The 25182-nt window shown below is 51.8% G+C and carries 23 protein-coding genes, 1 tRNA gene, 1 other RNA gene and 1 pseudogene; 9 read left to right on the top strand and 17 right to left on the bottom strand.

Annotated elements, in window-relative coordinates; genetic code table 11:
- Nucleotides 1-19: 19 nt before the first annotated feature.
- From ACLD3P_RS15070 to ACLD3P_RS15055, 4 genes are all read right to left on the bottom strand, one after another.
- A non-coding RNA gene (locus ACLD3P_RS15070) (RtT sRNA) lies at nt 20-153 on the bottom strand.
- A 34-nt stretch (nt 154-187) separates the two neighbouring features.
- Nucleotides 188-264, bottom strand: a tRNA-Pro gene (locus tag ACLD3P_RS15065).
- Nucleotides 265-354: 90 nt separating this feature from the next.
- Entirely contained in the window at nt 355-2046 is a 1692-nt protein-coding gene (eptB, locus tag ACLD3P_RS15060; RefSeq protein ID WP_411006468.1) for a lipid A phosphoethanolamine transferase, read from the bottom strand.
- Nucleotides 2047-2276: 230 nt separating this feature from the next.
- Nucleotides 2277-2981: an autotransporter outer membrane beta-barrel domain-containing protein gene (locus ACLD3P_RS15055; protein WP_000637073.1), complete on the bottom strand. Its 705-nt coding sequence runs from the start codon at nt 2979-2981 to the stop codon at nt 2277-2279.
- Nucleotides 2982-3137: 156 nt separating this feature from the next.
- Here ACLD3P_RS15055 and tag point away from each other — a divergent pair, with 156 nt between their 5' ends.
- Together tag and ACLD3P_RS15045 are read left to right on the top strand one after the other, a co-directional pair.
- On the top strand, nt 3138-3719 hold the full coding sequence (gene tag / locus ACLD3P_RS15050; protein WP_079842087.1) for a DNA-3-methyladenine glycosylase I: 582 nt from the start codon (nt 3138-3140) through the stop codon (nt 3717-3719).
- Entirely contained in the window at nt 3697-4137 is a 441-nt protein-coding gene (locus ACLD3P_RS15045; protein WP_000619905.1) for an N-acetyltransferase, read from the top strand. The genes tag and ACLD3P_RS15045 overlap by 23 nt, the downstream gene beginning before the upstream one ends.
- Here ACLD3P_RS15045 and ACLD3P_RS15040 read toward each other — a convergent pair.
- Nucleotides 4106-6439, bottom strand: coding sequence for a molybdopterin guanine dinucleotide-containing S/N-oxide reductase (locus tag ACLD3P_RS15040; protein ID WP_411006469.1), 2334 nt, complete (start codon nt 6437-6439; stop codon nt 4106-4108). The two genes, ACLD3P_RS15045 and ACLD3P_RS15040, sit on opposite strands and share 32 nt — an antisense overlap.
- A gap of 152 nt (nt 6440-6591) precedes the next feature.
- Here ACLD3P_RS15040 and ACLD3P_RS15035 point away from each other — a divergent pair, with 152 nt between their 5' ends.
- Nucleotides 6592-7254: an OmpA family lipoprotein gene (locus tag ACLD3P_RS15035; protein ID WP_000747548.1), complete on the top strand. Its 663-nt coding sequence runs from the start codon at nt 6592-6594 to the stop codon at nt 7252-7254.
- 229 nt (nt 7255-7483) lie between these two features.
- Nucleotides 7484-8458, top strand: coding sequence for a glyoxylate/hydroxypyruvate reductase GhrB (gene ghrB, locus ACLD3P_RS15030; RefSeq protein ID WP_000804678.1), 975 nt, complete (start codon nt 7484-7486; stop codon nt 8456-8458).
- Between the two features lie 49 nt (nt 8459-8507).
- Here the strand turns inward: ghrB and ACLD3P_RS15025 are convergent, their stop codons facing one another.
- Nucleotides 8508-9218, bottom strand: coding sequence for a DUF3053 domain-containing protein (locus tag ACLD3P_RS15025; protein WP_000190524.1), 711 nt, complete (start codon nt 9216-9218; stop codon nt 8508-8510).
- 438 nt (nt 9219-9656) lie between these two features.
- Here ACLD3P_RS15025 and ACLD3P_RS15020 point away from each other — a divergent pair, with 438 nt between their 5' ends.
- The 3 genes from ACLD3P_RS15020 (at nt 9657) to cueP (ending at nt 11159) form a co-directional block, all read left to right on the top strand.
- Nucleotides 9657-9947 carry an HTH-type transcriptional regulator gene (locus ACLD3P_RS15020; protein WP_131046746.1) on the top strand — a complete coding sequence of 97 codons (291 nt, stop codon included), beginning with the start codon at nt 9657-9659 and terminating at the stop codon, nt 9945-9947.
- Between the two features lie 287 nt (nt 9948-10234).
- Nucleotides 10235-10447: an RNA chaperone/antiterminator CspA gene (gene cspA, locus ACLD3P_RS15015; RefSeq protein ID WP_000014594.1), complete on the top strand. Its 213-nt coding sequence runs from the start codon at nt 10235-10237 to the stop codon at nt 10445-10447.
- 172 nt (nt 10448-10619) lie between these two features.
- Nucleotides 10620-11159: a copper-binding periplasmic metallochaperone CueP gene (gene cueP / locus ACLD3P_RS15010; RefSeq protein ID WP_000047140.1), complete on the top strand. Its 540-nt coding sequence runs from the start codon at nt 10620-10622 to the stop codon at nt 11157-11159.
- A gap of 370 nt (nt 11160-11529) precedes the next feature.
- Here the strand turns inward: cueP and ACLD3P_RS15005 are convergent, their stop codons facing one another.
- The 7 genes and pseudogenes from ACLD3P_RS15005 to ACLD3P_RS14975 form a co-directional block, all read right to left on the bottom strand.
- Nucleotides 11530-12015, bottom strand: a complete 486-nt coding sequence (locus tag ACLD3P_RS15005; protein WP_000533909.1) for a GNAT family N-acetyltransferase — start codon at nt 12013-12015, stop codon at nt 11530-11532.
- Nucleotides 12003-12290, bottom strand: coding sequence for a DUF1778 domain-containing protein (locus ACLD3P_RS15000; RefSeq protein WP_000965886.1), 288 nt, complete (start codon nt 12288-12290; stop codon nt 12003-12005). The genes ACLD3P_RS15005 and ACLD3P_RS15000 overlap by 13 nt, the downstream gene beginning before the upstream one ends.
- A gap of 345 nt (nt 12291-12635) precedes the next feature.
- Nucleotides 12636-13541 carry a hypothetical protein gene (locus tag ACLD3P_RS14995; protein ID WP_115285568.1) on the bottom strand — a complete coding sequence of 302 codons (906 nt, stop codon included), beginning with the start codon at nt 13539-13541 and terminating at the stop codon, nt 12636-12638.
- A gap of 366 nt (nt 13542-13907) precedes the next feature.
- Nucleotides 13908-14336, bottom strand: a pseudogene (locus tag ACLD3P_RS14990) (transposase); the annotation flags it as partial.
- Between the two features lie 389 nt (nt 14337-14725).
- Complete coding sequence (gene glyS, locus ACLD3P_RS14985; protein ID WP_411006470.1) at nt 14726-16795, bottom strand: glycine--tRNA ligase subunit beta; 2070 nt, start codon at nt 16793-16795, stop codon at nt 14726-14728.
- A 9-nt stretch (nt 16796-16804) separates the two neighbouring features.
- Nucleotides 16805-17716, bottom strand: a complete 912-nt coding sequence (gene glyQ / locus ACLD3P_RS14980) for a glycine--tRNA ligase subunit alpha (protein WP_001168556.1) — start codon at nt 17714-17716, stop codon at nt 16805-16807.
- Nucleotides 17717-17854: 138 nt separating this feature from the next.
- Nucleotides 17855-18157 (bottom strand): YsaB family lipoprotein, encoded by a 303-nt coding sequence (locus ACLD3P_RS14975; protein WP_000605592.1) that lies wholly within the window; start codon nt 18155-18157, stop codon nt 17855-17857.
- Between the two features lie 165 nt (nt 18158-18322).
- On the opposite strand from ACLD3P_RS14975, the gene ACLD3P_RS14970 reads away from it, so the two are divergent.
- Complete coding sequence (locus tag ACLD3P_RS14970; protein WP_131046743.1) at nt 18323-19318, top strand: acyltransferase; 996 nt, start codon at nt 18323-18325, stop codon at nt 19316-19318.
- 22 nt (nt 19319-19340) lie between these two features.
- On the opposite strand, the gene ACLD3P_RS14965 is transcribed toward ACLD3P_RS14970, so the two are convergent.
- The 3 genes from ACLD3P_RS14965 to xylA form a co-directional block, all read right to left on the bottom strand.
- Entirely contained in the window at nt 19341-19694 is a 354-nt protein-coding gene (locus ACLD3P_RS14965) for a YiaA/YiaB family protein (RefSeq protein WP_001635944.1), read from the bottom strand.
- 174 nt (nt 19695-19868) lie between these two features.
- Entirely contained in the window at nt 19869-21323 is a 1455-nt protein-coding gene (xylB, locus tag ACLD3P_RS14960) for a xylulokinase (protein WP_000275320.1), read from the bottom strand.
- A 99-nt stretch (nt 21324-21422) separates the two neighbouring features.
- Nucleotides 21423-22745, bottom strand: a complete 1323-nt coding sequence (gene xylA, locus ACLD3P_RS14955; protein WP_001149561.1) for a xylose isomerase — start codon at nt 22743-22745, stop codon at nt 21423-21425.
- A gap of 362 nt (nt 22746-23107) precedes the next feature.
- Between xylA and xylR the strand changes: the two genes are divergently transcribed.
- Nucleotides 23108-24286 (top strand): D-xylose utilization transcriptional activator XylR, encoded by a 1179-nt coding sequence (gene xylR, locus ACLD3P_RS14950; RefSeq protein ID WP_000459824.1) that lies wholly within the window; start codon nt 23108-23110, stop codon nt 24284-24286.
- 60 nt (nt 24287-24346) lie between these two features.
- Here the strand turns inward: xylR and ACLD3P_RS14945 are convergent, their stop codons facing one another.
- Nucleotides 24347-25171 (bottom strand): protein bax, encoded by an 825-nt coding sequence (locus ACLD3P_RS14945; RefSeq protein ID WP_411006713.1) that lies wholly within the window; start codon nt 25169-25171, stop codon nt 24347-24349.
- Nucleotides 25172-25182: the final 11 nt, after the last annotated feature.

The following is a 25182-nucleotide window of genomic DNA, read 5'->3' as shown; positions in this document are numbered from 1 at the left end:
TGAGCAGGGTTTCTGAATTTGGTCGGTGATAGAGGATGACTCGCCACTGCGTGGCTCGCCCTGCGGGCCGTTGCTGACGCAACGTTCTCTCGCTGCGCTCGAGTCGAACCTCTTGCCCCCGGAGGTTCTCATCCTCGTCAGGCTTCAGATGCAAAAAACCCTGCTCGTTGAGCAGGGTTTCTGAATTTGGTCGGTGATAGAGGATTCGAACCTCCGACCCCTTCGTCCCGAACGAAGTGCGCTACCAGGCTGCGCCAATCACCGAATGCGGGCGCATCTTACTGCTCAGGCGCACGCCCGTCAATCCCTTAGTCGCAAAATACAATTCAATCGGCGAGAAAGTCGGCAGACAACCTACTTCGCGGCGACTTTCTGCGCATCGGGAATATGGCACCAGTTGTTGTTCTGGTTAATGCCGCCATCCGGCGATGTATACCCCAGGCAGCCCATTATCGTATCGTACAGCTCCACATGACGACGCGGCACTTTGATCTCCGCCTGCTGTTTCAGGTGAGCGAACATCTGCGCATGTTGCGGACTGGCAAGATATTTATCCGACATCCATACCAGCATCGGAACACGGAATTGCTCCGGCGGCGCCATATTGCGCGGCGTACCGTGCAAATGTTCACGTTCGTTAATCGACTCGCCGTGGTCAGCCGCGTAGAACACAATCGCTTTTTTATCACGTAGCTGATCGAACACACTGGTAATAAAGTGATCCACATAGGTCACGGAGTTATCGTAAGAGTTGATCATCTGCGCTTTCGTGCAGCCGCTATCGACCCCAATACATTCGGGCCTCCACTGAGCGTAGCTGCGCGGATAACGTTGCGTATAGTTAAAATGCGACCCCTTAGTATGCAGGATAATCAGATGCTTACCCTCCGGATTCTGGGCAAGCGAGTTCTGCATCTCATCAATCAACAGCATGTCATCAACCGTTTTACCGCGGTTACGCGGCTCGGCGCCGATCTGCTCGCGGTAGGAGATATTATCCGCCATGGTATTGCTATAGAACCACATCTCGCTCTGCATGGCGTACAAATCGGAACTGAATCCGAGCTGTTTGAGAACGGCAAACACATTCTGCTCTTTTAAGGTACGCTGCGGGTTATTATCCGCCCCGCCTTCCCGTACAAACATACAGCGTAAAGAAAGCTTCGTCGCGGTATCGCAGGAATAGCCGCGGAACGCCGCCAGATTTTTTTCCTGCGCCAGCTTCGGCGTGGTATTACGCTCGTAGCCGAAAATCCCCATGTGATCCCAACGGGTCGTCTCACCGATAATGAAAACGACGTAGGTGTCATCCCCATCCTTCGGCGCAACATAGGTAAATTTCCTGGCCGGGTTTATTAACGAATTATTGTCCGACGACTCATCTACCTGCGCCCAGGCATACAGCCCTAACGCAGATAACCAGTTTGAAGGCAGATAGGAGTTCGCCACCACGCCGCCATAGCTGGGTAAGTCGATACCTGTCGCCCGTTCAACCTTTTTTTGCTGTATATCCAGCAGGCGGATAGGCGCCCACACCATTACGCCTGCGAGTACCACTACAGCGGCGCTGCGAAAACGCTGCCCCGGCGTACGTAGCTGGCGCAACAACGTGTAGCGACAGTGGTTACTCCAGATAAAGATGAGCGGAAGCACGCTCACGGCAATCAGCCACAATACGAAGTGCAGCCCCACCACCTCTTTCGAGAGATCGATATCGGTGGTCATAACAGACGCAATAATGCCGTAGCCAATCACCACGTTCAGGAAGGTCATGTAATAACTGGCGCCAGCGGAAAACAGCACCACCAGCGTGGCCAGCACACGCCAGACGCGTCGGCCAAACAGTGAAAGAAGACGAAGTAAGAAGAAAGTGACCAGCACCGTGGCGCCAAGTTCGACAACTGCGGAGAGGCCTTTCCAAATGGTAAATTCTTGCGCATAACTGCCGAAACGGCGGTAAAACACGGCGCAATTCATAAACAGACCGATATAGAGCGCAAGCAAGAAACTAAGTTTCTGTTGCGTCATCGATTTAATGTATCTCATGCAAACAAACCCTGGGAATCGGGATAAAAACGACCTGTACAACGATTCTTTAATCAAACAGGTAAATATGCGGCTAACGCAGATGTGAGAAAGTCTACAAGCGCGGCTAAGTAGACCACAGGAAGCGCAAAAAGTGTCTATAGAGAATGTGATTGACCTATATATTTTTGTAAATATATAGACAGGGTATTAGATGAACTTCTAATAAGTCCAGGCGGCGGTTTATCTCGTTAAAAGCGAGCGCTCACCCCCAGGGTATACAAATAATCGCTATCCGTAGCGCTATTTTCCGCCTGGGAAAACGCCGCATACGCCGCCATGTGCGGGTTAAGTAACACGTCCGCGCCTACGGTGACATCCAGCCAATTTCCCGCCTGATTTCCTGCGGTCATACGACTCAACCCGGACTGCGCTTTCCAGATATTTTCCCCAAACTGTTGGTTATAGCTAATTTGCGCCCAGGGACGGACATCGCCGAACTGCGAGTTTACCCGCCAGCCTAACGTACTGACGCTGGCGTGCCATAACGGATCGGTAAGCGCTAATGTCGTCGCGCTATCGCCATATTCGTTATACATTGATGACGTCGAACCGTCGTAATGCAGCGCCGCGACCGGCCCAGTGGTCACGCGTCGGGAAAGCGGAAAATTCCAGCCCATACTGATACCGCTGGTCGCATCAAGCGGGGTTTCATCCGCCAGGCTAAGCACCGGACCCACCGTATTTTGCGTAGACTGAATACGTTCGGCCAGTATGTCGTTGTAATTCGGTTGGTGATCGCTGTCCCAGGTATAGCGTTCCGTCGTATGCCCCGGAGCCGCTTCAGCGATATATTCTTGTTGCCAGGCATACGTGGTATTGATAAAAAACGAGCAGGCCATAAGGCCCGCCAGACAACGCAATGTCCGGCGACCACGGCGTTTTCTTACAATCATCAACGCGACTCCAGAGTAGAGCCGAATTCGGCGATATTATTGTCATTGAATGAAGGATGTCGGGCATCAGCCCTGTATTAACTATTGTCCTTTTAGCGGGCCCGTCAAGGCGGGTTGAAGGAAATTTTCGCGGTAACCACAATAACGAGGAAGTCTATGCAGCGTTGCGACTGGGTCAGCCAGGACCCCCTTTATATTGCCTATCATGATAACGAGTGGGGCGTGCCGGAAACCGATAGCAGAAAGCTGTTTGAAATGATCTGTCTTGAAGGTCAGCAGGCCGGTTTATCCTGGATCACCGTGCTTAAAAAGAGGGAGAACTACCGCGCCTGTTTTCATCAGTTTGACCCGGTACGCATCGCAGCTATGCAGGAGGAGGATGTTGAACGCCTGCTGCAGAACACGGGCATCATACGACATCGCGGTAAAATTCAGGCCATTATCAGTAACGCCCGCGCCTGGCTTGCGATGGAGCAAAACGGCGAGTCTTTCGCCGATTTTGTCTGGTCATTCGTTGATGGCCAGCCGCAGATCACCCAGGCGGCCAGCCTGGGTGAGATCCCTACCTCAACACCTGCGTCCGATGCGCTTGCTAAGGCATTAAAAAAACGCGGTTTCAAGTTTGTCGGTACGACTATCTGTTACTCCTTTATGCAGGCGTGCGGACTGGTCAACGACCATATTACCGGCTGTTTTTGCCATCCGGGAGAAAAACATGATTCGCAAATCCCAGAGTGAAGACATGGCGTCTATTCTGGCGCTGTGGATGAAAAGTACTATTTATGCCCATCCCTTTATCGAAGAACGTTACTGGCACGAGAGCGAAGCAATTGTACGCGACGTCTATTTACCCGCCGCGCAAACCTGGGTATGGGAGGAAAATGGACAACTGAAAGGCTTCGTCAGCGTACTGGAAGCCCGTTTTGTCGGGGCGCTGTTTGTCGCCCCCGACGCGTTAAGACAGGGCATTGGCAAAGCGCTTCTGGAATATGTCCAGCAACGTTTTCCTCTGCTGAGCCTTGAGGTTTACCAGAAAAATCAATCCGCCGTAAACTTCTACCATGCGCTTGGTTTTCGTATTGAAGATAGCGCCTGGCAGGAGGATACCGCCCACCCCACCTGGATTATGAGTTGGCAGGCGGATCAAACGCCGTAAGCGGTAGCGCCGGGCCGGTATATTTCTCAAACCAGACCAGCGCGGTGTTGCCCGCACAACCGTTCCCCAGCCGGGAACTGGGAAGATCTTTTGTCAGGACGTTTACCGCGCCGTTTTTGCATATGCTGCCTGCGGTAGGTTCAGGGTCCGGCCATGCGCCTTCGTGAATACAGATAACGCCAGGCCGAATTCCGTCGGTAACGACCGCGCCCGCCAGAACCTGCCCGCGATGATTCCAGACGCGTACCGTATCGCCATCGACGATTCCGCGCGTTGTCGCATCCTGCGGATGAATCGTCACCGGTTCGCGTCCGGCTACCGCATACCGCTCCCGTAACGAACTGTAGTTAAGCTGGCTATGTAGACGGTGCGCCGGATGTGCGGAAAGTAGCTGAACCTGCCCCGCATCGGCGTTCCCGTGCCACTCATCCGGCACCAGCCACATCGGATGACCGGGACAATCCGCGTAACCATAGCTGGCAATGCGCGTAGAATAGATTTCGATTTTGCCGCTGGCCGTTTTTAGCGGATGGTTATCAGGATCGCGGCGAAAATCCGCGAAGCGCACAAACTGCGCGTTGGCGGGATTTTCCGGCATCTCCAGTAAACGGTTAGCCTGCCAGAATGCGGCAAACGGCGGCAGCGTCACCCCCTGGCTGGCGCCACGCTGGGCGGCAATATTGTAGAAAGTCTCCAGCCACGCCAGCTCGCTTTTTCCTTCGGTGAACCGAGCGTAACCGCCGGCTTCCCACCGTTCGCTCAGTTCAGCAAAAACGTCAAAATCATTCCGCGCCTCCCACCGGGGCGACACGACCTGCTTCATCGGCGCCAAATGCTGATTGCTATAGTCGCCGGTCATGGTTAAATCGTTACGCTCATAGCTGGTGGTCGCAGGCAGAACAATATCCGCGTGTTTCGCGGCGGCCGTCCAGAAACATTCCGAGATAACGACCAGTTCCGGTTTTTGCCACGCGCGAATCAGACGGTTGGTATCCTGATGATGGGTAAAGTTCGCGCCGCCCGCCCACCAGATAAAACGAATATCCGGGAAGCGGCGATCCATCCCATTGTGTTGGTAAAACCCACCGGGGTTTTCCAGCGCCTCGACAATACGCGCCACCGGTATTTTATCTACCGCATCGACCCCGCCAGGGAGGCTTCCCTGCATCGAGGCTAACACGGCGGCGCGGCGCGTCGGGTTTCCGCCGTTAGCAAAATGATAAGAAAAACCAAACCCGCCGCCAGGCGTACCAATTTGCCCCAGCATTGCGGCCAGCGTAACGATCATCCAGTGCTTTTGCTCGCCGAACTGCTGACGCTGCATTCCCCAACCGGCCATCAACATGGTGGTGTTATGATGAAATATTTCCGCCAGTTCGCGGATTTTCACCGCAGAAACGCCGCAAATTTCCGCCGCCCATTCCGCTGTTTTGGCCGTACCGTCGGTCGTGCCCAAAAGATAGTCGGCGAAGCGGTCATAACCCGTTGTGCAACGGGCAAGGAACGTTTCATCCTGCCAACCGTTTTCCACCAGCGTATGGGCGATCCCCAACATTAACGCCACATCGGTGCCCATATGCGGGGCGATCCACTCCATCTTATCGCCAAAAAAGTCGACGCTTTCCGATCGCATCGGATCGATGCAGATCAGGCGCTTGCCGCTTTGTCGCAACGCCGCAAAATAGTCGAGCCCCTGTTCATCCGAGGCATTCCAGGCAATTTTCAGAGTATTCAGCGGATTCGCGCTCCAGAGCACCACCACCTCGCTGTGTTCCAGCACCACCGGCCAGCTAGTCTGCTGCTGGTAAACCTCGTTGCCACCCACCACATAAGGCATGATAGCCTGCGCCGCGCCGGTGGAATAATCGCCAAGATGGCCGGTATACCCTCCCGCCAGCGCCATGTAACGCTGCAATAGCGTAGCCGCTTTATGCAATACGCCGTTCGAACGCCAACCGTAGGAGCCGGCGAAGATGGACGATGGTCCATAACTTTCGCGAATACGTTTGTGCTGAGCGTGGATCAGATCCAGCGCGTCATCCCAACTTACGCGAACAAACTCATCCTGCCCGCGTATGCCTTGCGGCTTATCGGGAGAAGCCAGGAACCCTTTACGCACCATCGGGAAGCGAACCCGCGTTTTACTGTGAACCTGGTCATGCACAACGGTTTGCAGGGAGTTTTGGTGTGCCGTCGGGAGTTCGCCATACGAGGCAAAAATGCGTTCTCCGTCGGTTTCAACGCGGACTGGCCCCCAGTGTGCGGCGGTCAATACCGAATGACGCGATGGTACGTGGGTCAAGGTTCGCTCCTGAATTATTGGGATTATTTATTTTGCCGATCAATGTTACTTACAAATTTCAGAGTTTTCCCTGGAATTTTCTTCATGTGCAGACGTCATAATCAACCGCCACGGTCGCTGTGGTAAAAATAAAAAAGTGATAAGGATTTAAGATGAAAAAACGTGTATTTGTGATTGCTGCCATCGTGAGCGGCGCCCTGGCAGTATCTGGCTGCACAACAAACCCTTACACCGGCGAACGCGAAGCAGGTAAATCCGGCATTGGCGCGGGTATTGGATCGCTGGTCGGCGCAGGCATCGGCGCGCTCTCCTCCTCCAAAAAAGATCGCGGTAAAGGCGCGCTGATTGGCGCGGCGGCTGGCGCGGCGCTGGGCGGCGGCGTGGGTTACTACATGGACGTACAGGAAGCGAAACTGCGTGACAAAATGCGGGGCACAGGCGTTAGCGTGACACGAAGCGGTGATAATATCATTCTGAATATGCCGAATAATGTCACCTTCGACAGCAGCAGCGCGACGCTGAAACCGGCAGGCGCTAACACGCTGACCGGCGTGGCGATGGTGCTGAAAGAGTATCCCAAGACCGCCGTCAATGTGGTGGGCTACACCGACAGTACCGGTAGCCACGATCTGAATATGCGTCTGTCGCAGCAGCGTGCTGACTCCGTCGCCAGCTCGCTGATCACCCAGGGCGTCGACGCCAGCCGTATCCGTACCAGCGGAATGGGGCCGGCGAATCCGATCGCCAGCAACAGTACGGCAGAAGGTAAGGCGCAAAACCGCCGCGTCGAAATTACCTTGAGTCCATTGCAGTAAACTACCGTACCGGGTAAAGCGGTATGCTTTACCCGGCCTGCATTACTCCCTCGCCATTCCCTCGCCAAACCGGATACATCGCGCATTACTCGGTATTCATTCATTATTTACCACGACACGGCTGCCGACAGCGGGGAAATTGGCTGGTCGATGATGGCTAAACGGGTTAATAATAAGCCTGTTCCGGTTGGCGCATGCCGCGCTTACCTTTTGATTTACGGAGAGTCGCATGAAGCCGTCCATCATTCTCTACAAAACCCTGCCTGATGATTTGCTGCATCGCCTGGAGGCGCATTTTACCGTCACCCAGGTACCGAACCTGCATCCGGAAACGGTAGCGCGACACGCGCAGGCATTTGCCAGCGCGCAAGGCCTTCTGGGCGCCAGCGAAACCGTTAACCGCGCGCTGCTGGAAAAAATGCCGGCGCTACGCGCGGCGTCGACCATCTCGGTGGGATACGATAATGTCGAGGTGGACGCCCTTACTGCTCGCAAAATAGTCCTGATGCACACGCCTGCCGTTTTGACGGAAACCGTTGCCGATACGGTGATGGCGTTGATGCTGGCCACTGCCCGCCGCGTGGTGGACGTCGCAGAACGGGTTAAAGCGGGTGAATGGACAGAAAGCATTGGCCCGGCGTGGTTTGGCGTCGATGTGCATCACAAAACACTCGGTATCGTTGGGATGGGGCGTATCGGGATGGCGCTGGCGCAGCGAGCGCACTTTGGGTTTACCATGCCGGTTCTCTATCACGCCCGTCGGCGGCATCAGGAGGCGGAAGACCGTTTTAACGCCCGCTACTGCGATCTGGATACGCTGTTGCAGGAGGCTGATTTTGTCTGCGTGATCCTGCCGCTAACGGCAGAAACGCGACATCTGTTTGGCGCAACACAGTTTGCCAGAATGAAATCGTCCGCCATTTTTATTAATGCCGGACGCGGCCCGGTGGTCGATGAAAACGCGCTGATTGCCGCGCTGCAAAACGGTGAAATATATGCGGCAGGTCTGGATGTTTTTGAACAGGAACCGCTATCCGTGGATTCGCCCTTGCTGAACATGTCTAATGTCGTCGCGGTACCGCATATTGGCTCGGCAACGCATGAGACGCGCTACAACATGATGGCCTGTGCGGTGGATAATTTGATTGATGCGCTGCAGGGAAAAATAGAGAAGAACTGCGTCAATCCGCAGGCGGCGGGATAACGCTACAGGCCCGATAAGCGCTGGCTTGCGCTTATCGGGCAGACTGTCATTACTGGGTTGCGTTTACCGCCGCCGTCCAGGCCTGATTAAACGCCTGATGCTGCGAGGCCAACGGCCCAATCAGCGCATTATATTGGCTGGCCTGCTGTGAGGTCGGGAACTGAATGCCGTTCGCGACAAAGCTCACCTGCTCGCCCTGTTGCGCAATATAATCGCCCACTTGTACCAACTGCTGCGTAAAGATCTGCGCCGCCGGGATCAGCGGCTGCAAAGCATCTGCCGGCACGGTGACTACTTTTTTGTAGACCTGATCAAACACAGGTTTCAGGTCATCGGCCTGCTTTAACGCGCCATGCGCGGCATCAGCCTGCAGTTTTGCATTCTGCAACTGTTGCGCCAGCACGCCTAACGAACCATTTGCCTGTCGCAGCGGCTCACGTTGCGTCATATAATCCTGCGGAACGCGGATGGCGTTAACGCTATCGACCACCGGGCGCAGACCGGAATCCATCGCCTGGTTTACCTGCTGCGAGTAGCCATACAGTATCGCGTAATCAGACACGAACGGACCAAACTGTTTTTTCTGATCGGCCGTCAGCGTTGGTAAACGCTCTCCGCTACGCATTGCTGTATTCTGCAGGAAATCGACAAACGCTTTGCGCTGATCGCCTTCTTTATCAAAACACCCGCTCAGGCTAAACACCATTAATAACGCCACAACAGGCGCAAACCAGCGAGAGCAGGACTTACCTGTCGCCATTGTTAATACTCCTTTCACCCAAAAATGCGCACAACGACACCTGCGTGCCTGACGGCTTACAAGGATAGTCCAGGTCAGGCTTGCAGGATACCCTTTCCACGCGATCTTGTAGCGGAAAATTATGTTTATCTGCATCAATGCTTAATTTGTTATTTTATTGTTAATTTTTGGCCTGACACTGCGATAAAAAACGCGGCAAGAAACCTTTCCAGCGGGGGATGTAATATTTTTTTAATCTTTACAATTATTTTCTGAAAGACGGATATACCTTCCTGGATCAAATTGTTAGCGTCCTAAAAGTCGCGTAGCGTAAGGCATCGAAACGAATCGATAGCGCTTCCTGGCGGCGCGTCGCCCCCCACCCGCAAGTTTCCCGACTATTCTTAAGAGGCTTCGATGCACTTCACGATCCCGCTGTGTGATTTACAGGAGTTCTCAATGGAATATAAAGATCCGATGTTTGAGCTGCTGAGCAGCCTGGAACAAATTGTTTTTAAAGATGAAACGCGAAAGATCACCCTGACGCAAAAACCCAATCCTTTTGCCGAATTTGAACAGTTACGGAGAGGGACGGGACTAAAAACAGATGAATTCGCCAGAGCGCTGGGCGTAACGGTTGCCATGGTTCAGGAATGGGAGTCGAAACGCGAAAAACCCACGCCAGCAGAGCTCAAATTGATGCGCCTGATACAGGCGAACCCACGCTTAAGTAAGCAATTGATGGAGTAATTTTTACCCCTTTCTGTTTTAACGGTCCTGCGTAAGGGCCGTTTTCCCCGCCCGATTCCTGACCTGGAGAAATAAAGTAAAATAAAAGTTGCATCGCCCGGCATTACATGAGTTAATGTGCTCAACGGTTTGACGTACAGACCATTAAAGCAGTTTAGTAAGGCAAGTCCCTTCAAGAGTTATCCATTAGATACCCCTCGTAGTGCGCATTTCCTTAACGCTTAAAAAATCTGTAAAGCACGCCATAACGCCGAAAGGCACACTTATTTTTTAAAAGGTAATACACTATGTCCGGTAAAATGACTGGTATCGTAAAATGGTTCAACGCTGATAAAGGCTTCGGCTTTATTACTCCTGATGACGGTTCCAAAGACGTGTTCGTACACTTCTCCGCTATTCAGAACGATGGTTACAAATCTCTGGACGAAGGTCAGAAAGTTTCCTTCACCATCGAAAGCGGCGCTAAAGGCCCGGCAGCTGGTAACGTAACCAGCCTGTAAGCTTAAAAAGCTCAGAATTTTGAATCCCTGCCTGATGGCGGGGATTTTTTTTATTCCAATTCCCCCTCTCCCCCAGCATAACTTTGCATTACTTTACCCTGCGTTCCTTTGACCTTTCCCTTAGGGGAACCCCTATAGTAGGCAGGGAGATTGTTCACAAGGAATTGAAGTTATGTCGAAATCATCATGGTTATTACTTTTGGGTTTATGCGCCAGCGGCTCCGCGCTTGCGGCATCCGCAGAATCCGCTTTTCTGGCGCAACATGGGCTGGCGGGAAAAACGGTTGAGCAGATCGTGGATACGATTGATCAGACGCCGCAGAGCCGTCCTTTGCCTTACTCCGCGTCGATTACCAGTACCGAGCTCAAATTATCTGACGGAGAGCAGATTTATACGCTGCCGTTAGGCGACAAATTCTATCTCTCTTTTGCGCCCTATGAATGGCGGACACACCCCTGTTTTAACCACAGCCTTTCCGGCTGTCAGGGAGAAATGCCGAATAAACCGTTCACTGTAAAAGTGACAGACAGTAAAGGCGCTGTCATCGTACAAAAAGAGATGCAAAGCTATCGAAACGGATTTATCGGTGTTTGGCTACCGCGCAATATGGAAGGGACGCTGGAAGTAAGCTACAACGGTAAAACGGCGTCACATGCCATTGCCACCAGAGATGACAGCCAGACCTGTCTGACGGAATTACCATTACGTTAAAAAAATGCCCGATAACATAATGGGTTATCGGGCCTATAAAACGCCAACAAGATAAAATTAACAGAGTGCCTTGAGAATGCATAACGCCACAAGAATGGCAGAGGTGGGCTCACTTTGTACTGACCCCAAAACCTGGACAGATTAACCGAGGCATCAGCGAAAGAGCCCATTTAATACATGGGCTCTTTTTTGTTTCTGGCTATAACTAAATAACATTGTCCGCAATCGAATTATCCATTCCGTTGCTTTCTTGCATCACGCGGATTCCTGTCTCGTCAATATTTTGTTCGTCGTATTCTTCCTGAATTTAACCTTAGACGTTCTATCAAATTATCGCTTATAGCGATTTGAACGTAACAGTCTTTGCATTCTATTGAGGGAGCCTAAGGAACAATGTTCGCTGCTGAGTTTGTGATGATTTGAAACCATGGTGAATGTAGAAATTTTTGGCTTCTTCGGTAAGTGCATGAACCATGATTGCACGTACACCAATATTCTCGGCAACCCGATAGCAACGAAGCACTGCATCATGAAGTAAATCAGCACCAAGCCCTTTTCCATGGAATGAGAGATCGACAGCAAGACGGGCAAGTATAATGACAGGGATGGGATCTGGCATGTTACGCCGAAGGTTGCCTGTCGCTTCTGTATGATTGACGCTACCGGTGGCCAGAGAGTAAAAACCGGCTACTTGCTTCGTGTCTTTCTTGCACACCACAAATGTTCTGGCCGCTCCGAGAGCCTGGTTTTTGAGGCCCTTTTGCTTCAACCAGTCATCGAGCACAGCTTCACCGCTGACGAACTCAGCTACCTGATGAAAAGCGGACAAAGGTTCTGGTGCTGTTACACGTCCCACTGAGGTTTCCTTGCCAGCAGTTTTTCGATAACGGGATCATCTGCGACCGGTGCATCAAGCAGATTGATGAACTCCTCATATTGCTCATCGTTAAAGTTAAATACACGGCGGTCAAGGATCACTTTCTCGGCAGCCTGGCAGGCCGTTTCCAGAATGAAATCTGTACGTGACTTGTGAAGGATTTCCGCAGCTGCATCAATGAGCGCCCGCTGCGATTCCTTAGCTCTAAGGTTAAGTTGAACATCTGATTTCATGAGACACCCTTTGTATAGCATTTGCTTTACAAGAATAGCACAACCACCATGTATAGCAAACGATATACATCAAGTCGTCGTTTTTCATTTTTTGAATACTGATGTCCGCTTTGTGCCAGAAGCGGACATTACCAGAGCCCCATTATATTAATCAATAAGTCGCACATCGGCCTAGTGAGTTTTATCCAAATAAGATTTTACAGCCAGTTATCATGGTAAACGTCATTATCAGATAAAAGAACTGGCGTTGTGAAAGCGAGGGAAAGCAACCTTTTCTGGCCAGCGTATAGATGACACCTGAAAGTAAAATAAACGCAGTTGTTGAAGATGGGAGTTCACTGAGTAAAATCCAGAATGAGCGATCCATCAATACATTTCACCGTTGCCAAAACGGAATGTTATATTTTGTTTTCTGGTGTCCCTCACGCCTCCCATGCTGAGCAAATTTTCAACAATGGTGTTTATTGACGAGCTCGGTATTTCATCATTAAAGAATGATTGTCTAACTGGTCCTGAAACCAAATCGACATTATTTATTCTCTCAAATGACATTTTCCCTGAGAAGCCAGAACTGCATAGTGAATGAAGCTGCATACGGATGAAGCCACTGACATATGCAGCAAACCACGGCCTGCTGAATACCGTTGTGTATTTTTTTTCTGAGGGCCATAGGTAGCTGTCCAGTTCTCTGCAGTTGTAGTTCAGTGTGTTTCCATCAATGTGTAAATATCCATACATTCTGAATCCAAACCATGGAAAGCTAATATGAGGATTGACTGTGTTGGTACGGCCCGCCAGAGCTGTCCGTTTGGCAAGCAACACTAAACATCTGTCTGTTTCATCGAGTACTTCATACCAGGAAACCGGAGCTGGCTCTCCCCAGTACTCTTCGTTGTACAGGCAATTATAGATCTGAACGATATCCAGAGCGTTTAATGTCATTATACGGTCATTCACCACAGCCTCTGTTAAGGTGCCCTTCAGCGCTGCTAATTGGGATAATCGTTGAAGATCAGATGCTGCCAGACGGTTTCTGTATGTCTGGAGTTCTTCTCGCATGTGAGCAACGATTTGCTGATCCTCGATAGCTATATCACTGGTGGTGTGATTTAGCAGATCTCCCCAGCTAGAAAACCGATAAAAATACGCGACCATCTCATAGGCATGGTTCAATTGAACATTGCAGTGATCCCTGAGGAAACGGGCTTGTTTGCGAAGCTGATCGAGTGAGGGGACATATCGGTGATTGTTAACATTGATGCGTGAGAGCATTGCATATGCCTTTTACAAATACTCTGCGGCCTGTAAACACAGAGCAAAGTTAAAAGGATATGCTCTGAAAACTAAGGGGTAAAAAGCGCGTTGGCGGATTTGTCTACAGGCTGACAGGTCTGCGCATAACCTGTTAATTAGGTTATTAAAAAATCCAGTTACAGTCAATAGTCTGTGTTAAATATGTGCTAATCACTTAACTGCCCCCCCCCAAGGCAGCTAAAGTTTCATAATCCGTTTTCTACATATTTTATTCTTAGGGAAAGTGAAGTGCTATCAACGTCCGCTCCTCTCTCATAGCAGACATTTGCGTGAGCGTATCCACAGACGTTCAGGTTTCCTGATAGCATCCCTGTTCAGACCTTGTTAATTTCTGCCTTGATAGCTCTTTAGGCGGTATTCAACCGGGCTGAGTCCGTTAAATTTAAGGCTAATTCGTCGGGTATTGTAGTATCGTATGTAATCCTCAACAGCTATCTTAAGTTCATCAATATCCTTAAATTTACTGGTGTAAAAACTTTCTGATTTTAAAGTCCCGAAAAAACATTCTGCACAGGCATTATCAAGGCAGTTGCCTTTGCAGGACATACTTTGGATGATGCCAAACTCTCGTAACTGATACTGGTACCATCGATGACGGCATTGCCAGCCCTGATCTGAATGAAGAACCGGATTGGTACCCGCATCAAGTCTGGCAAATGCCTTCATGAGCATGTCATCGATCATCGGCATAGTTGGACGTTCTGAAATACTGCAGGAGATCGCTTCGTTATTGAAGAGATCAATAATGGGCGCAGTGCACTTTTGATTTATATACCCTTCATACTTCAAGTTGCTTATGTGTTGGCTACGCTCGCTCACCCCAGTCACATAGTTATCTATGCTCCTGGGGACTCACTCCCTTGCCGCCTTTAAGCAACTCGAATTATTTTGGGTATAGTCAGGTGGGGATTTTCTCTGTCTGCCTTTTGGTGAATACCTGAGACAAACAGTCTCAAGCACCCGCAGCTATTCTAACGCCAATATCCGTACCGCCAGCGTTAATGTATTCCTGAAATATTTCTTGCCAATCAATAGAAATAACCGCGTCTATGAGTTACAGAATTATTAGCGAATCGACTAGCACTCTTTACGTTATAAAAAAAACCTGCCCGAAAGCAGGTTTTTTTTATTTAACTGAACGCTTATTGCAGTAACGAAATATCCGCAACCTGCAGGAACAGTTCGCGTAGTTTCGACAACAGCGTCAGGCGGTTGATACGGATATCTTTCTCTTCCGCGTTAACCATGACATTTTCGAAGAATTCATCCACCGGCGCGCGCAGAGCAGCCAGCTCAATCAACGCTTCCTGATAACGACCATCGGCAAAGTACGGCTGAAGCTTATCACGCAGCACAACCAGATGTCTGGCCAACTCAATTTCCGCCGCTTCTTTCAGTACGGAGGCGTGGACGATATCGTTCAGCGGCTCAGTGGCTTTCGCCAGGATGTTGGAGACGCGCTTGTTCGCCGCCGCCAGCGCAGAGGCTTCTTCCAGGGTGCGGAAGTGCGATACCGCTTTCATACGAGCATCGAAATCTGCCGGACGGGTCGGACGACGCGCCAGTACCGCCTGGATGGTGTCGACGGTGTAACCTTCGTCCTGATACCAGGCGCGGAAGCGACCCAGCATAAAATCGATCACATCATCGACTACGTTGGCGTTGGTCAGCTTGTCGCCATACAGACGCGCCGCTTCTTCGGTCAGCGTTTGCAGATCAAGGTTTAGGTTCTTCTCAACGATGATGCGCAGCACGCCCAGCGAGGCACGACGCAGCGCAAACGGGTCTTTGTCGCCTTTCGGATGCTGACCAATACCGAAGATACCCGCCAGAGTATCCATCTTGTCAGCGATCGCCAACGCGCAGGCCACCGGGTTAGACGGCAGGTCATCACCGGCAAAGCGTGGCTGATACTGTTCGTTCAGCGCCACAGCGACATCTTCCGCTTCACCATCGTGACGCGCGTAGTGCATCCCCATCACACCCTGGGTGTCGGTGAACTCGAAGACCATGTTGGTCATCAGGTCGCACTTGGAGAGCAGGCCCGCACGAGTGGCGTGGTTGACGTCAGCGCCAATCTGACCGGCAATCCAGCCCGCCAGCGCCTGAATACGGTCGGTCTTGTCGCGCAGCGTGCCCAGTTGTTGCTGGAACAGGACGGTTTGCAGACGCGGCAGATGGTCTTCCAGACGTTTTTTACGGTCGGTATTGAAGAAGAATTCAGCATCTGCCAGACGCGGACGCACCACTTTCTCGTTACCGGAGATAATCTGGGTCGGATCTTTCGATTCGATATTCGCGACGAAGATAAAGTTCGGCAGCAGCTTGCCCGCGTTGTCATAAACCGGGAAATACTTCTGGTCGCCCTTCATGGTGTACACCAGCGCTTCGGCAGGCACGGCGAGGAATTTCTCTTCGAATTTCGCCGTCAATACCACCGGCCATTCCACCAGCGAGGCGACTTCTTCCAGCAGGCTTTCGCTCAGGTCGGCATTACCGCCAATCTTGCGTGCTGCTTCTTCAGCGTCCGCTTTGATTTTGGCTTTACGCGCTTCGTAGTCCGCAATGACTTTACCGCGCTCCAGCAGAATTTGCGGGTACTGGTCAGCATTGTCGATAGTGAACTCAGGCTGACCCATAAAGCGATGGCCGCGAATGACGCGGTCAGACTGAATACCCAGAATAGTCGCCGGAATCACTTTATCGCCCAGCAGCAGAGTCACAGTGTGTACCGGACGCACGAAGTGGACGTCAGACGCGCCCCAGCGCATCAGTTTCGGGATCGGTAGTTTCGCCAGCGAGGTGGCTACCATGTTCGGCACCAGCGCTTCGGTACTTTCGCCCTTCACGTGGGCGCGATACAGCAGCCATTCGCCTTTGTCGGTCTTCAGACGCTCGGCCTGATCAACGGTGATCCCGCAGCCGCGCGCCCAGCCTTCTGCCGCTTTGCTCGGTTTGCCTTCGGCGTCGAACGCCTGGGCAATCGCCGGACCACGTTTTTCGACTTCGCGATCGGGCTGAGATTCAGCAAGGTTCGCCACTTTCAGCGCCAGACGGCGCGGGGCGGCAAACCATTCAACGTTACCGTGCGCGAGGCCGGCGTTATCCAGCTCCGCAGTGAAGTTCGCAGCAAAGGACTCAGCCAAACTGCGCAGGGCTTTTGGTGGCAGCTCTTCAGTGCCGATTTCCACCAGAAAAGTTTTCTCAGACATGGCCGCCTCTTACTTGTCTTTGTTGCACATCGGGAAGCCGAGGGCTTCACGGGAAGCATAATAAGCCTCTGCCACTGCTTTGGTCAGGGTGCGAATACGCAAAATGTAGCGCTGACGTTCGGTGACGGAGATAGCTTTACGCGCATCCAGCAGGTTGAAGCTATGGGCGGCTTTCAGAATACGCTCGTAGGCCGGCAGCGGCAGCGGGTTTTCCAGCGCCAGCAGCTGCTGGGCTTCTTTTTCATACTGCTCGAAGCAGGTGAATAAGAAATCCACATCGGCGTATTCAAAGTTATAGGTGGACTGCTCCACTTCGTTTTGATGGAACACGTCACCGTAGGTGGTTTTACCCAGCGGGCCATCGCTCCAGACCAGGTCGTAAACGCTGTCCACGCCCTGGATATACATCGCCAGACGTTCCAGACCGTAGGTGATTTCACCGGTCACCGGCTTGCACTCCAGGCCGCCGACCTGCTGGAAGTAGGTGAACTGCGTCACTTCCATGCCATTCAGCCACACTTCCCAGCCGAGTCCCCAGGCGCCCAGCGTCGGGTTCTCCCAGTTATCTTCCACGAAACGGATGTCGTGAATGGTCGGGTCCATACCCAGCTCTTTCAGAGAACCGAGGTACAGCTCCTGAATATTCTCCGGAGACGGCTTAATCACCACCTGGAACTGATAGTAGTGCTGTAAGCGGTTCGGGTTTTCGCCGTAGCGGCCATCGGTCGGACGACGAGAAGGCTGCACATAGGCAGTCGCCATCGGCTCTGGCCCCAGCGCGCGCAGGCAGGTCATTGGATGAGAAGTTCCCGCGCCGACTTCCATGTCCAATGGTTGAACAATGGTGCAGCCCTGGCGAGCCCAGTAATCCTGTAAGGTCAGGATCAAGCCCTGGAAGGTCCTGGTATCAAACTTTTGCATATTATTTCGTGCTGGATACGTGTGGATTTAAAGGAAGGAGCCAGTATACCCGCTGGATGCGAGATATACAGTATGAAACCGGTTTGTTTAGCGAAAATTGCCGGATTTCGCGGCATCACACCTCACCAGGCGCGGCTTTTACCGCATAGAAAGATGTAAAAACTGCCCATCTGCATCAAAAGAGCAGACAAAACTCTCTTTACGGAAGGTATTACCACGCATCTCATAGCTCCCCTGAAACTGTTCGAAGCCGGTAACAGCAATTTTCTGTGCGCCAGTGTTGTAACGCTGCGCCGCCTGAGCTTTACACAATGCTTCCATATCCAGCGTGCGTGTTGGGCTCACTTTACTCTGCTGGGCTTTTTGCGTCGGTGGCGGTGTCGCTGTGCATCCCACCAGAGCGATGGCTATCATCACAGTACAGAAATACTTCATTATCATTTTTATTACCGTCTGGTTTGCTGGTCAGTCTTATTATTAAGGTTTGTGGGTAGCAGACACATTGTGCGAATCTCCTTACGCCATCACAAGATGTAGCGTAGAAAGTCGGATTTTTCCAGTGAGCCACCGCGCTGGAACTCTATTCAAACGGAAGCTGAGGAACTGATGCAGCCTAAAATTAACTGGATTGATAACCTGCGAGGGATCGCCTGTTTAATGGTAGTGATGATCCATACTACAACGTGGTACATCACCAACGCCCACAGCGTCAGCCCGCTAAACTGGGATATTGCGAATGTCCTGAATTCGGCTTCGCGCGTTAGCGTTCCCCTGTTTTTTATGATTTCAGGCTATCTTTTTTTTGGCGAGCGCTGCGCGCAACCGCGGCATTTTTTACGTATCGCCCTGTGCCTTATCTTTTACAGCGTTGTCGCCCTGGCTTACATTTCTCTTTTTACTTCGATCAACGTCGAGCTTTCGCTAAAAAATGCGCTGCAAAAACCCGTGTTTTACCACCTGTGGTTTTTCTTTGCGATTACGGTGATCTACCTGGTATCGCCATTAATCCAGGTAAAAAACGTGAGCGGCAAAATGCTCCTGATGCTGATGGTGATCATTGGTATTATTGCTAACCCAAATACTGTGCCGCAAAAAATCGGCGGCATTGAATGGTTGCCCATCAATCTGTATATCAGCGGCGACACGTTCTACTACATTCTCTACGGTATCCTGGGCCGCGCCATTGGAATGATGGAGACGCAAAAGTCATCGCTGACGCTTATCTGCACTGCCCTGTTCATCATCGCGGTATTTGTTATTTCTCGCGGCACATTGCATGAATTACGCTGGCGCGGAAATTTTGCCGATACCTGGTATCTGTATTGCGGTCCCATGGTGTTTATTTGCGCTGTCTCACTGTTCACGGTAGTTAAAAATAAGCTGAATGCGCGGACGTTACCTGGACTGGGGCTTATCTCCCGCCACTCGTTGGGTATTTATGGTTTCCACGCGCTGATTATCCATGCGCTACGTACTAATGGTCTGGAGCTAAAACGTTGGCCGCCGTTAGACATCGTGTGGGTTTTTGCCGCGACGGTGACAGGAAGCCTGCTACTTTCCATGCTGTTACAGCGTATTGATAAACGGAAATGGGTTAGCTAAACGACAATGATGGCTCCGGCCATCATTCATCATCACTGTAGGAAGCGTAAAGATCGGTTCCATATATACTGACCCCCAGCGCCACCAGACACAGTATTTTCAGCGCGCCCGCCAGCGCCAGGTTAAATACGCCGACCGCGACCATGCCGATGCCAAGTAACAGCAAAGATTTGCAACGAGAAAGCAAGCGGTCATTCCCCGTGTGTTCCTGGCGAATTAAGACTGGAAAACCGCACATGACGATTGCCGCAAAAAAATATCCCTTTTCGCTTAATGTATGACAGCCTGGCCACAGTCCCACCAGGTATACCACTGCACCGACAACTAACATTCCCAGGCCGAACATCCGTTTCCTGCGTGCAACGTGATCGTCCATCTCACTCTCCTTGTGGTTGTGTGAGACACATTAAGCGAAGAAATAGCGATGAAAAAGGCGCCTGCTCAGCAATAATATAAAAATCAGAAAACACACATACTTACTTCGATATAATTCAATAGAATTAATATTTACGGGAAATGCCTTTCAGCCAAAACCGAAAGGCATTCTGACTTATGACATCAACGGCAACAGCTGCTGATAGAGTCGACGGAAGGTTTCACGACGTTGTTGATAAACCGCATGACGCTGCGCATCAGGATAATGCGCCTGCTCCAGCGGCAACTGCGGCAATACATCGGCGAGCGGAGTCTGTTTATTCACCGCAATTTGCGCCAGACGCGCCGCGCCCAGCGCTGGCCCCACATCGCCGCCAGTACGATAATCAAGCTGTAGCCCGCTAATATCAGATAGCATCTGACGCCAGTATTCGCTGCGCGCCCCGCCGCCGATAAGCGTCACGCTGGCGGGTTTGACGCCGCAGGCGTGAACCACATCCATGCCATCCGCCAGAGCATATCCCACGCCTTCCAGTACCGCCCGCGCCAGTTCCGCCGGGCCATGCTGATGGGTTAAACCAAAGAAAACGCCTTTTGCCTGCGGATTATTGTGCGGCGTGCGCTCGCCGGACAGGTACGGCAAAAACCAGATCGAATCGGCATGCTCATCCGCCTGCTGTGCGGCGGCAATCAGCGCCGGGACGTTCTCCTGCCCGGTGAGTTTAGCCGCCCAGTCCAGACAAGAGGCGGCGCTCAACATCACAGACATTAAATGCCAGCGTTCCGGCAGCGCATGGCAAAAACTGTGTACTGCGCTCTCCGGTTTACTCAGAAAGCCATCGCTGACGGCAAAATAGACGCCCGATGTTCCAAGTGAGAGCATCGCCTGTCCGGCATCGATCATTCCTACGCCGACCGCGCCAGCCGCATTGTCGCCGCCGCCCGCCACCACAGGTACTGCTGGCATTCCCCATGCGCTGGCTACCTCTGGCAGCAACGTTCCGGTAATGTCACTACCTTCAAATAACGCTGGCATCTGCTGTCGGGTTAAATGACAGGCGTTGAGCATAACGTCGCTCCAGTCGCGCTTTTTCACGTCCAGCCACATCGTTCCCGCCGCATCCGACATATCGCTGGCAAAGACGCCCGTCATTCGCAGCCGCAGAAAATCTTTCGGCAGCAGAACTTTGTCTATCTGGCGGAAAATATCCGGTTCGTGGCGCTGCACCCAGACTAATTTGGGCGCGGTAAAACCGGGCATCATCAGATTACCAGTTATCGCACGCGACTGCGGCACCTGTTTTTCCAGCCAGGCGCACTCTTCGCTACAGCGTCCGTCATTCCATAAAATCGCTGGTCGCAGAACCTGCTGACGGCTATCAAGCAATGTCGCGCCATGCATTTGTCCGGCGATGCCCAACGCCCGGACGCCACTTAACGACTGTTGCCGACCTAAACCTTTAACCGCACGATCCGTCGCCTGCCACCACTGCTCTGGTTCCTGTTCCGACCATAAGGGATGTGGACGCGATACGGTCAGTTTTTCAGTATGCGTAGCCAGCACATCGCCCTGCTCATTCAACAGGATAGCTTTTACACCCGATGTACCAAGATCGATCCCGATATACATAGTGTGGGTTCCTTTACTGAAAGCGCCCGGCAGCGCTACGCTTACCGGGCTAATCACGACTACAGGCCGGGCTAACGCGGAGTCGCCCGGTAGATAGGGTTATTTATCAAACAGATAACGGTTAACCAGATTTTCTAACAGCTCCTGATGACCGCTTTGATGTACTGGCGCCAGATTGTGCTGCTCCGCATACTGCGCCAGTTCGCCTAAAGAGAGTTGTCCTTTCAGAATCTGCTGCCCCAGCTCGCCATTCCAGCCGGCATAGCGCTTCGCCACGCGTTTATCCAGCTCTCCGTCTTCAACCATACGCGCGGCAATTTTCAGCGACAACGCCATCGTATCCATCGCGCCGATATGACCGTAGAACAGATCGTATTTATCGGTGCTCTGGCGACGAACTTTGGCGTCGAAGTTGAGACCGCCCGTCGTGAATCCGCCCGCTTTCAGGATTTCGTACATCACCAGCGCGTTCTCTTCAACGCTAATCGGGAACTGATCGGTATCCCAGCCCAGTTGCGCATCGCCGCGGTTGGCGTCAACGGAGCCAAAAATACCCAGCGCGATAGCGGTCGCGATTTCATGGTGGAACGAATGGCCCGCCAGCGTCGCGTGGTTCGCCTCAATGTTCACTTTGATCTCTTTTTCCAGGCCGAACTGTTTGAGGAAGCCATAGACCGTTGCAACGTCATAATCATACTGATGTTTTGTCGGTTCCTGCGGTTTCGGTTCAATCAGCAGCGTGCCCTGGAAACCCATTTTATGTTTGTGCTCGACCACCATTTGCATAAAACGGCCAATCTGTTCGCGTTCCTGGCGCAGATCGGTATTCAGCAACGTTTCATAACCTTCGCGCCCGCCCCACAGGACGTAATTTTCGCCGCCCAGTTTATGCGTGGCGTTCATTGCCGTAACCACTTGCGTCGCTGCCCAGCTAAAGACTTCCGGATCCGGGTTAGTGGCGGCGCCTGCGCCATAGCGCGGGTTGGTAAAGCAGTTCGCCGTTCCCCACAGCAGTTTTACGCCGCTCTGTTCCTGTTTCGCCGCCAGCACATCCACCATCTGCGCGAAGTTGTTTTTATATTCTTTCAGCGACGCGCCTTCCGGCGACACATCCACGTCATGGAAGCAATAAAAAGGCACATTCAGTTTGTGGAAAAATTCAAACGCCACGTCCGCTTTGCGTTTCGCCAGCTCCAGCGCTTCGCCCGGTTGCTGCCACGGACGATTAAACGCGCCTACACCAAACATATCCGCGCCGTTCCAGCAGAAGGTATGCCAGTAACAGGCCGCGAAACGCAGGTGATCTTCCATACGTTTACCTAAAACCAGCTCGTCGGGATTGTAATGACGAAATGCCAGCGGGTTAGTCGATTGAGGGCCTTCATAGCGAACACGATCGAGTTGGTCAAAATAAGCCTGCATAGTGAGCTCCATAATCAGATAAGACGGCAAGTAAACGACATAACGTCATACTGGAATTTCCTGATTTATTGCTCAATTACGTTATTTCACACCGCTATTAAGAGAATCCCCAAATGTGCTCTGGCTCTCAAAAAAACGCTGAAAACCACAGAAGAAAAAAGCGATCGCGATCGAATCCTGGCAAATAAACAAAAAACCGTAATATATAGATAAGAAATGACAATTGTCATCCGCCGTTTGCTGTGATGAATTTCGCATAACGTTTCAGGCGCAAAATAATTTGTCATCATTCGCCAGACCGTTATGTCAGCCGTTTTGATAGTATCCATGAGTCCAGGTTCACTTTTGCAGGATATATCCTCATGTTTGATAAACGTCACCGCATCACTCTGTTATTTAACGCGAATAAAGCCTATGACCGTCAGGTAGTGGAGGGGGTGGGTGAATATTTACAAGCCTCGCAATCCGAATGGGATATATTTATTGAGGAAGATTTCCGTGCCCGTATCGATAACATTAAAGAGTGGTTAGGCGACGGCGTTATTGCCGATTACGATGATGACGATATCGCGCAATTATTGGCCGATGTCGACGTACCCATTGTCGGGGTCGGCGGTTCTTACCATCTTGCTGAAAATTATCCCGCCGTTCATTACATCGCCACCGATAATCATGCGCTCGTTGAAAGCGCTTTCCTGCATTTAAAAGAAAAAGGCGTTAACCGCTTCGCGTTTTACGGTTTGCCCGACTCCAGCCGCAAACATTGGGCGGCGGAACGGGAATACGCCTTTCGCCAGCTGGTCGCCGAGGAAAAATACCGCGGCGTAGTCTATCAGGGGCTGGAAACCGCGCCGGAAAACTGGCAGCACGCGCAAAATCGCCTCGCCGACTGGCTTCAGACGCTGCCGCCGCAAACCGGCATCATTGCCGTAACGGATGCCCGCGCCCGCCACGTATTGCAGGCCTGTGAACACCTGCATATTCCGGTGCCGGAAAAACTTTGCGTTATCGGTATTGATAACGAAGAGTTAACCCGTTATCTGTCGCGCGTCGCGCTTTCCTCCGTCGCGCAGGGGGCGCGGCAAATGGGCTATCAGGCGGCGAAGCTGCTGCACCGTTTGCTGGCGCGCGAAGAGATGCCGTTACAGCGCATTCTGGTGCCGCCGGTGCGCGTCATTGCGCGCCGCTCGACAGACTATCGCTCCCTGACCGATCCGGCGGTTATCCAGGCGATGCACTTTATTCGTAACCATGCCTGTAAGGGCATTAAAGTCGAGCAGGTGCTGGACGCGGTTGGGATTTCACGTTCAAACCTGGAAAAACGTTTTAAGGAAGAAGTTGGCGAGACGATACATGCGCTGATCCACGCCGAAAAGCTGGAAAAAGCGCGTAGTTTGTTGATTTCTACCACGTTGGCGATAAACGAAATTTCGCAAATGTGCGGCTACCCGTCGCTGCAATATTTCTATTCGGTGTTTAAAAAGGAGTACGTCACTACGCCGAAGGAGTATCGCGACCAGCATAGTGAAGCGTTGTTGTAGTTTATCCAGCCTACAGACGCCTTGTAAGCCGGATAGCGTAGCGCCATCCGGCACACAGAATTACATATGCGCAGCGATCAGACGCTGGTTGTCCTGGTACATCGCGAACAAGTAGTTGTTATAGCGCGACCCCTGGGTAGAGTAACCCTTCAGCTTATGAATCATCGCCGTGGCGGTGACTTCCTGATCCGCCTTACGCAGTTGAGCGCGCGACTTGCGGAAAGAAGAATAAGCCGGATGCGTGTTCAGGTTGGTGACATACGCGCTCACCGACTCCTCAACCGACGCGAATTGCGAGTAACCTTTCACCTTACCCGGCGTATTGGTACAACGCCCCTTCGTGCACTTCATGCCGAACAGGTTATTGTTGCTACGCGCCAGTTTAGAGGTTCCCCAGCCGCTTTCCGCCGCCGCCATCGTCGCCACCATGCTGGTGGGAATAATGTCGACGCGCTCCAGCAACGTATTCCACGGAATACGACGCGTGTTGCCGGACCAGCTCACTTTATAGCGCTTCGCGATATCTTTCATACGCGCGCGTTCAGACGGCGACCAGCGGTTCTGGTACTGTTTTGAGATCAGCCAATTACGGGCCGCGGTAATCGCGGCATTTTGGCTGGTGATGTAAGGCATAACGGTCCGGAGAAACGCTTTTTTTCTGGGGGTTCCGGAAGGGTATTTTCGCAAATCAGGAAGTGAACTGCTCTTTGCACTATTGCGAGAATACTCTTGTTTACTGCTAACCTGTTTATAACTTGTCTCAGTTATGTGGGACTTTTGACTCGTTTGTGTTGCGTGCGTCTTTGCCAGCACCTCACCCGAAAATGCGATGGTGAGTAACATAAGAATCATTGCCCCATATCGTCGCATGGGAGTCAATATCATTAGGTCTCCTG

Origin of the sequence: Salmonella sp. 741265073_HBA (assembly GCF_046569105.1) — a bacterium.
GTDB lineage: Bacteria > Pseudomonadota > Gammaproteobacteria > Enterobacterales > Enterobacteriaceae > Salmonella > Salmonella enterica.
This window is presented reverse-complemented; position numbering and strand designations above follow the sequence as displayed.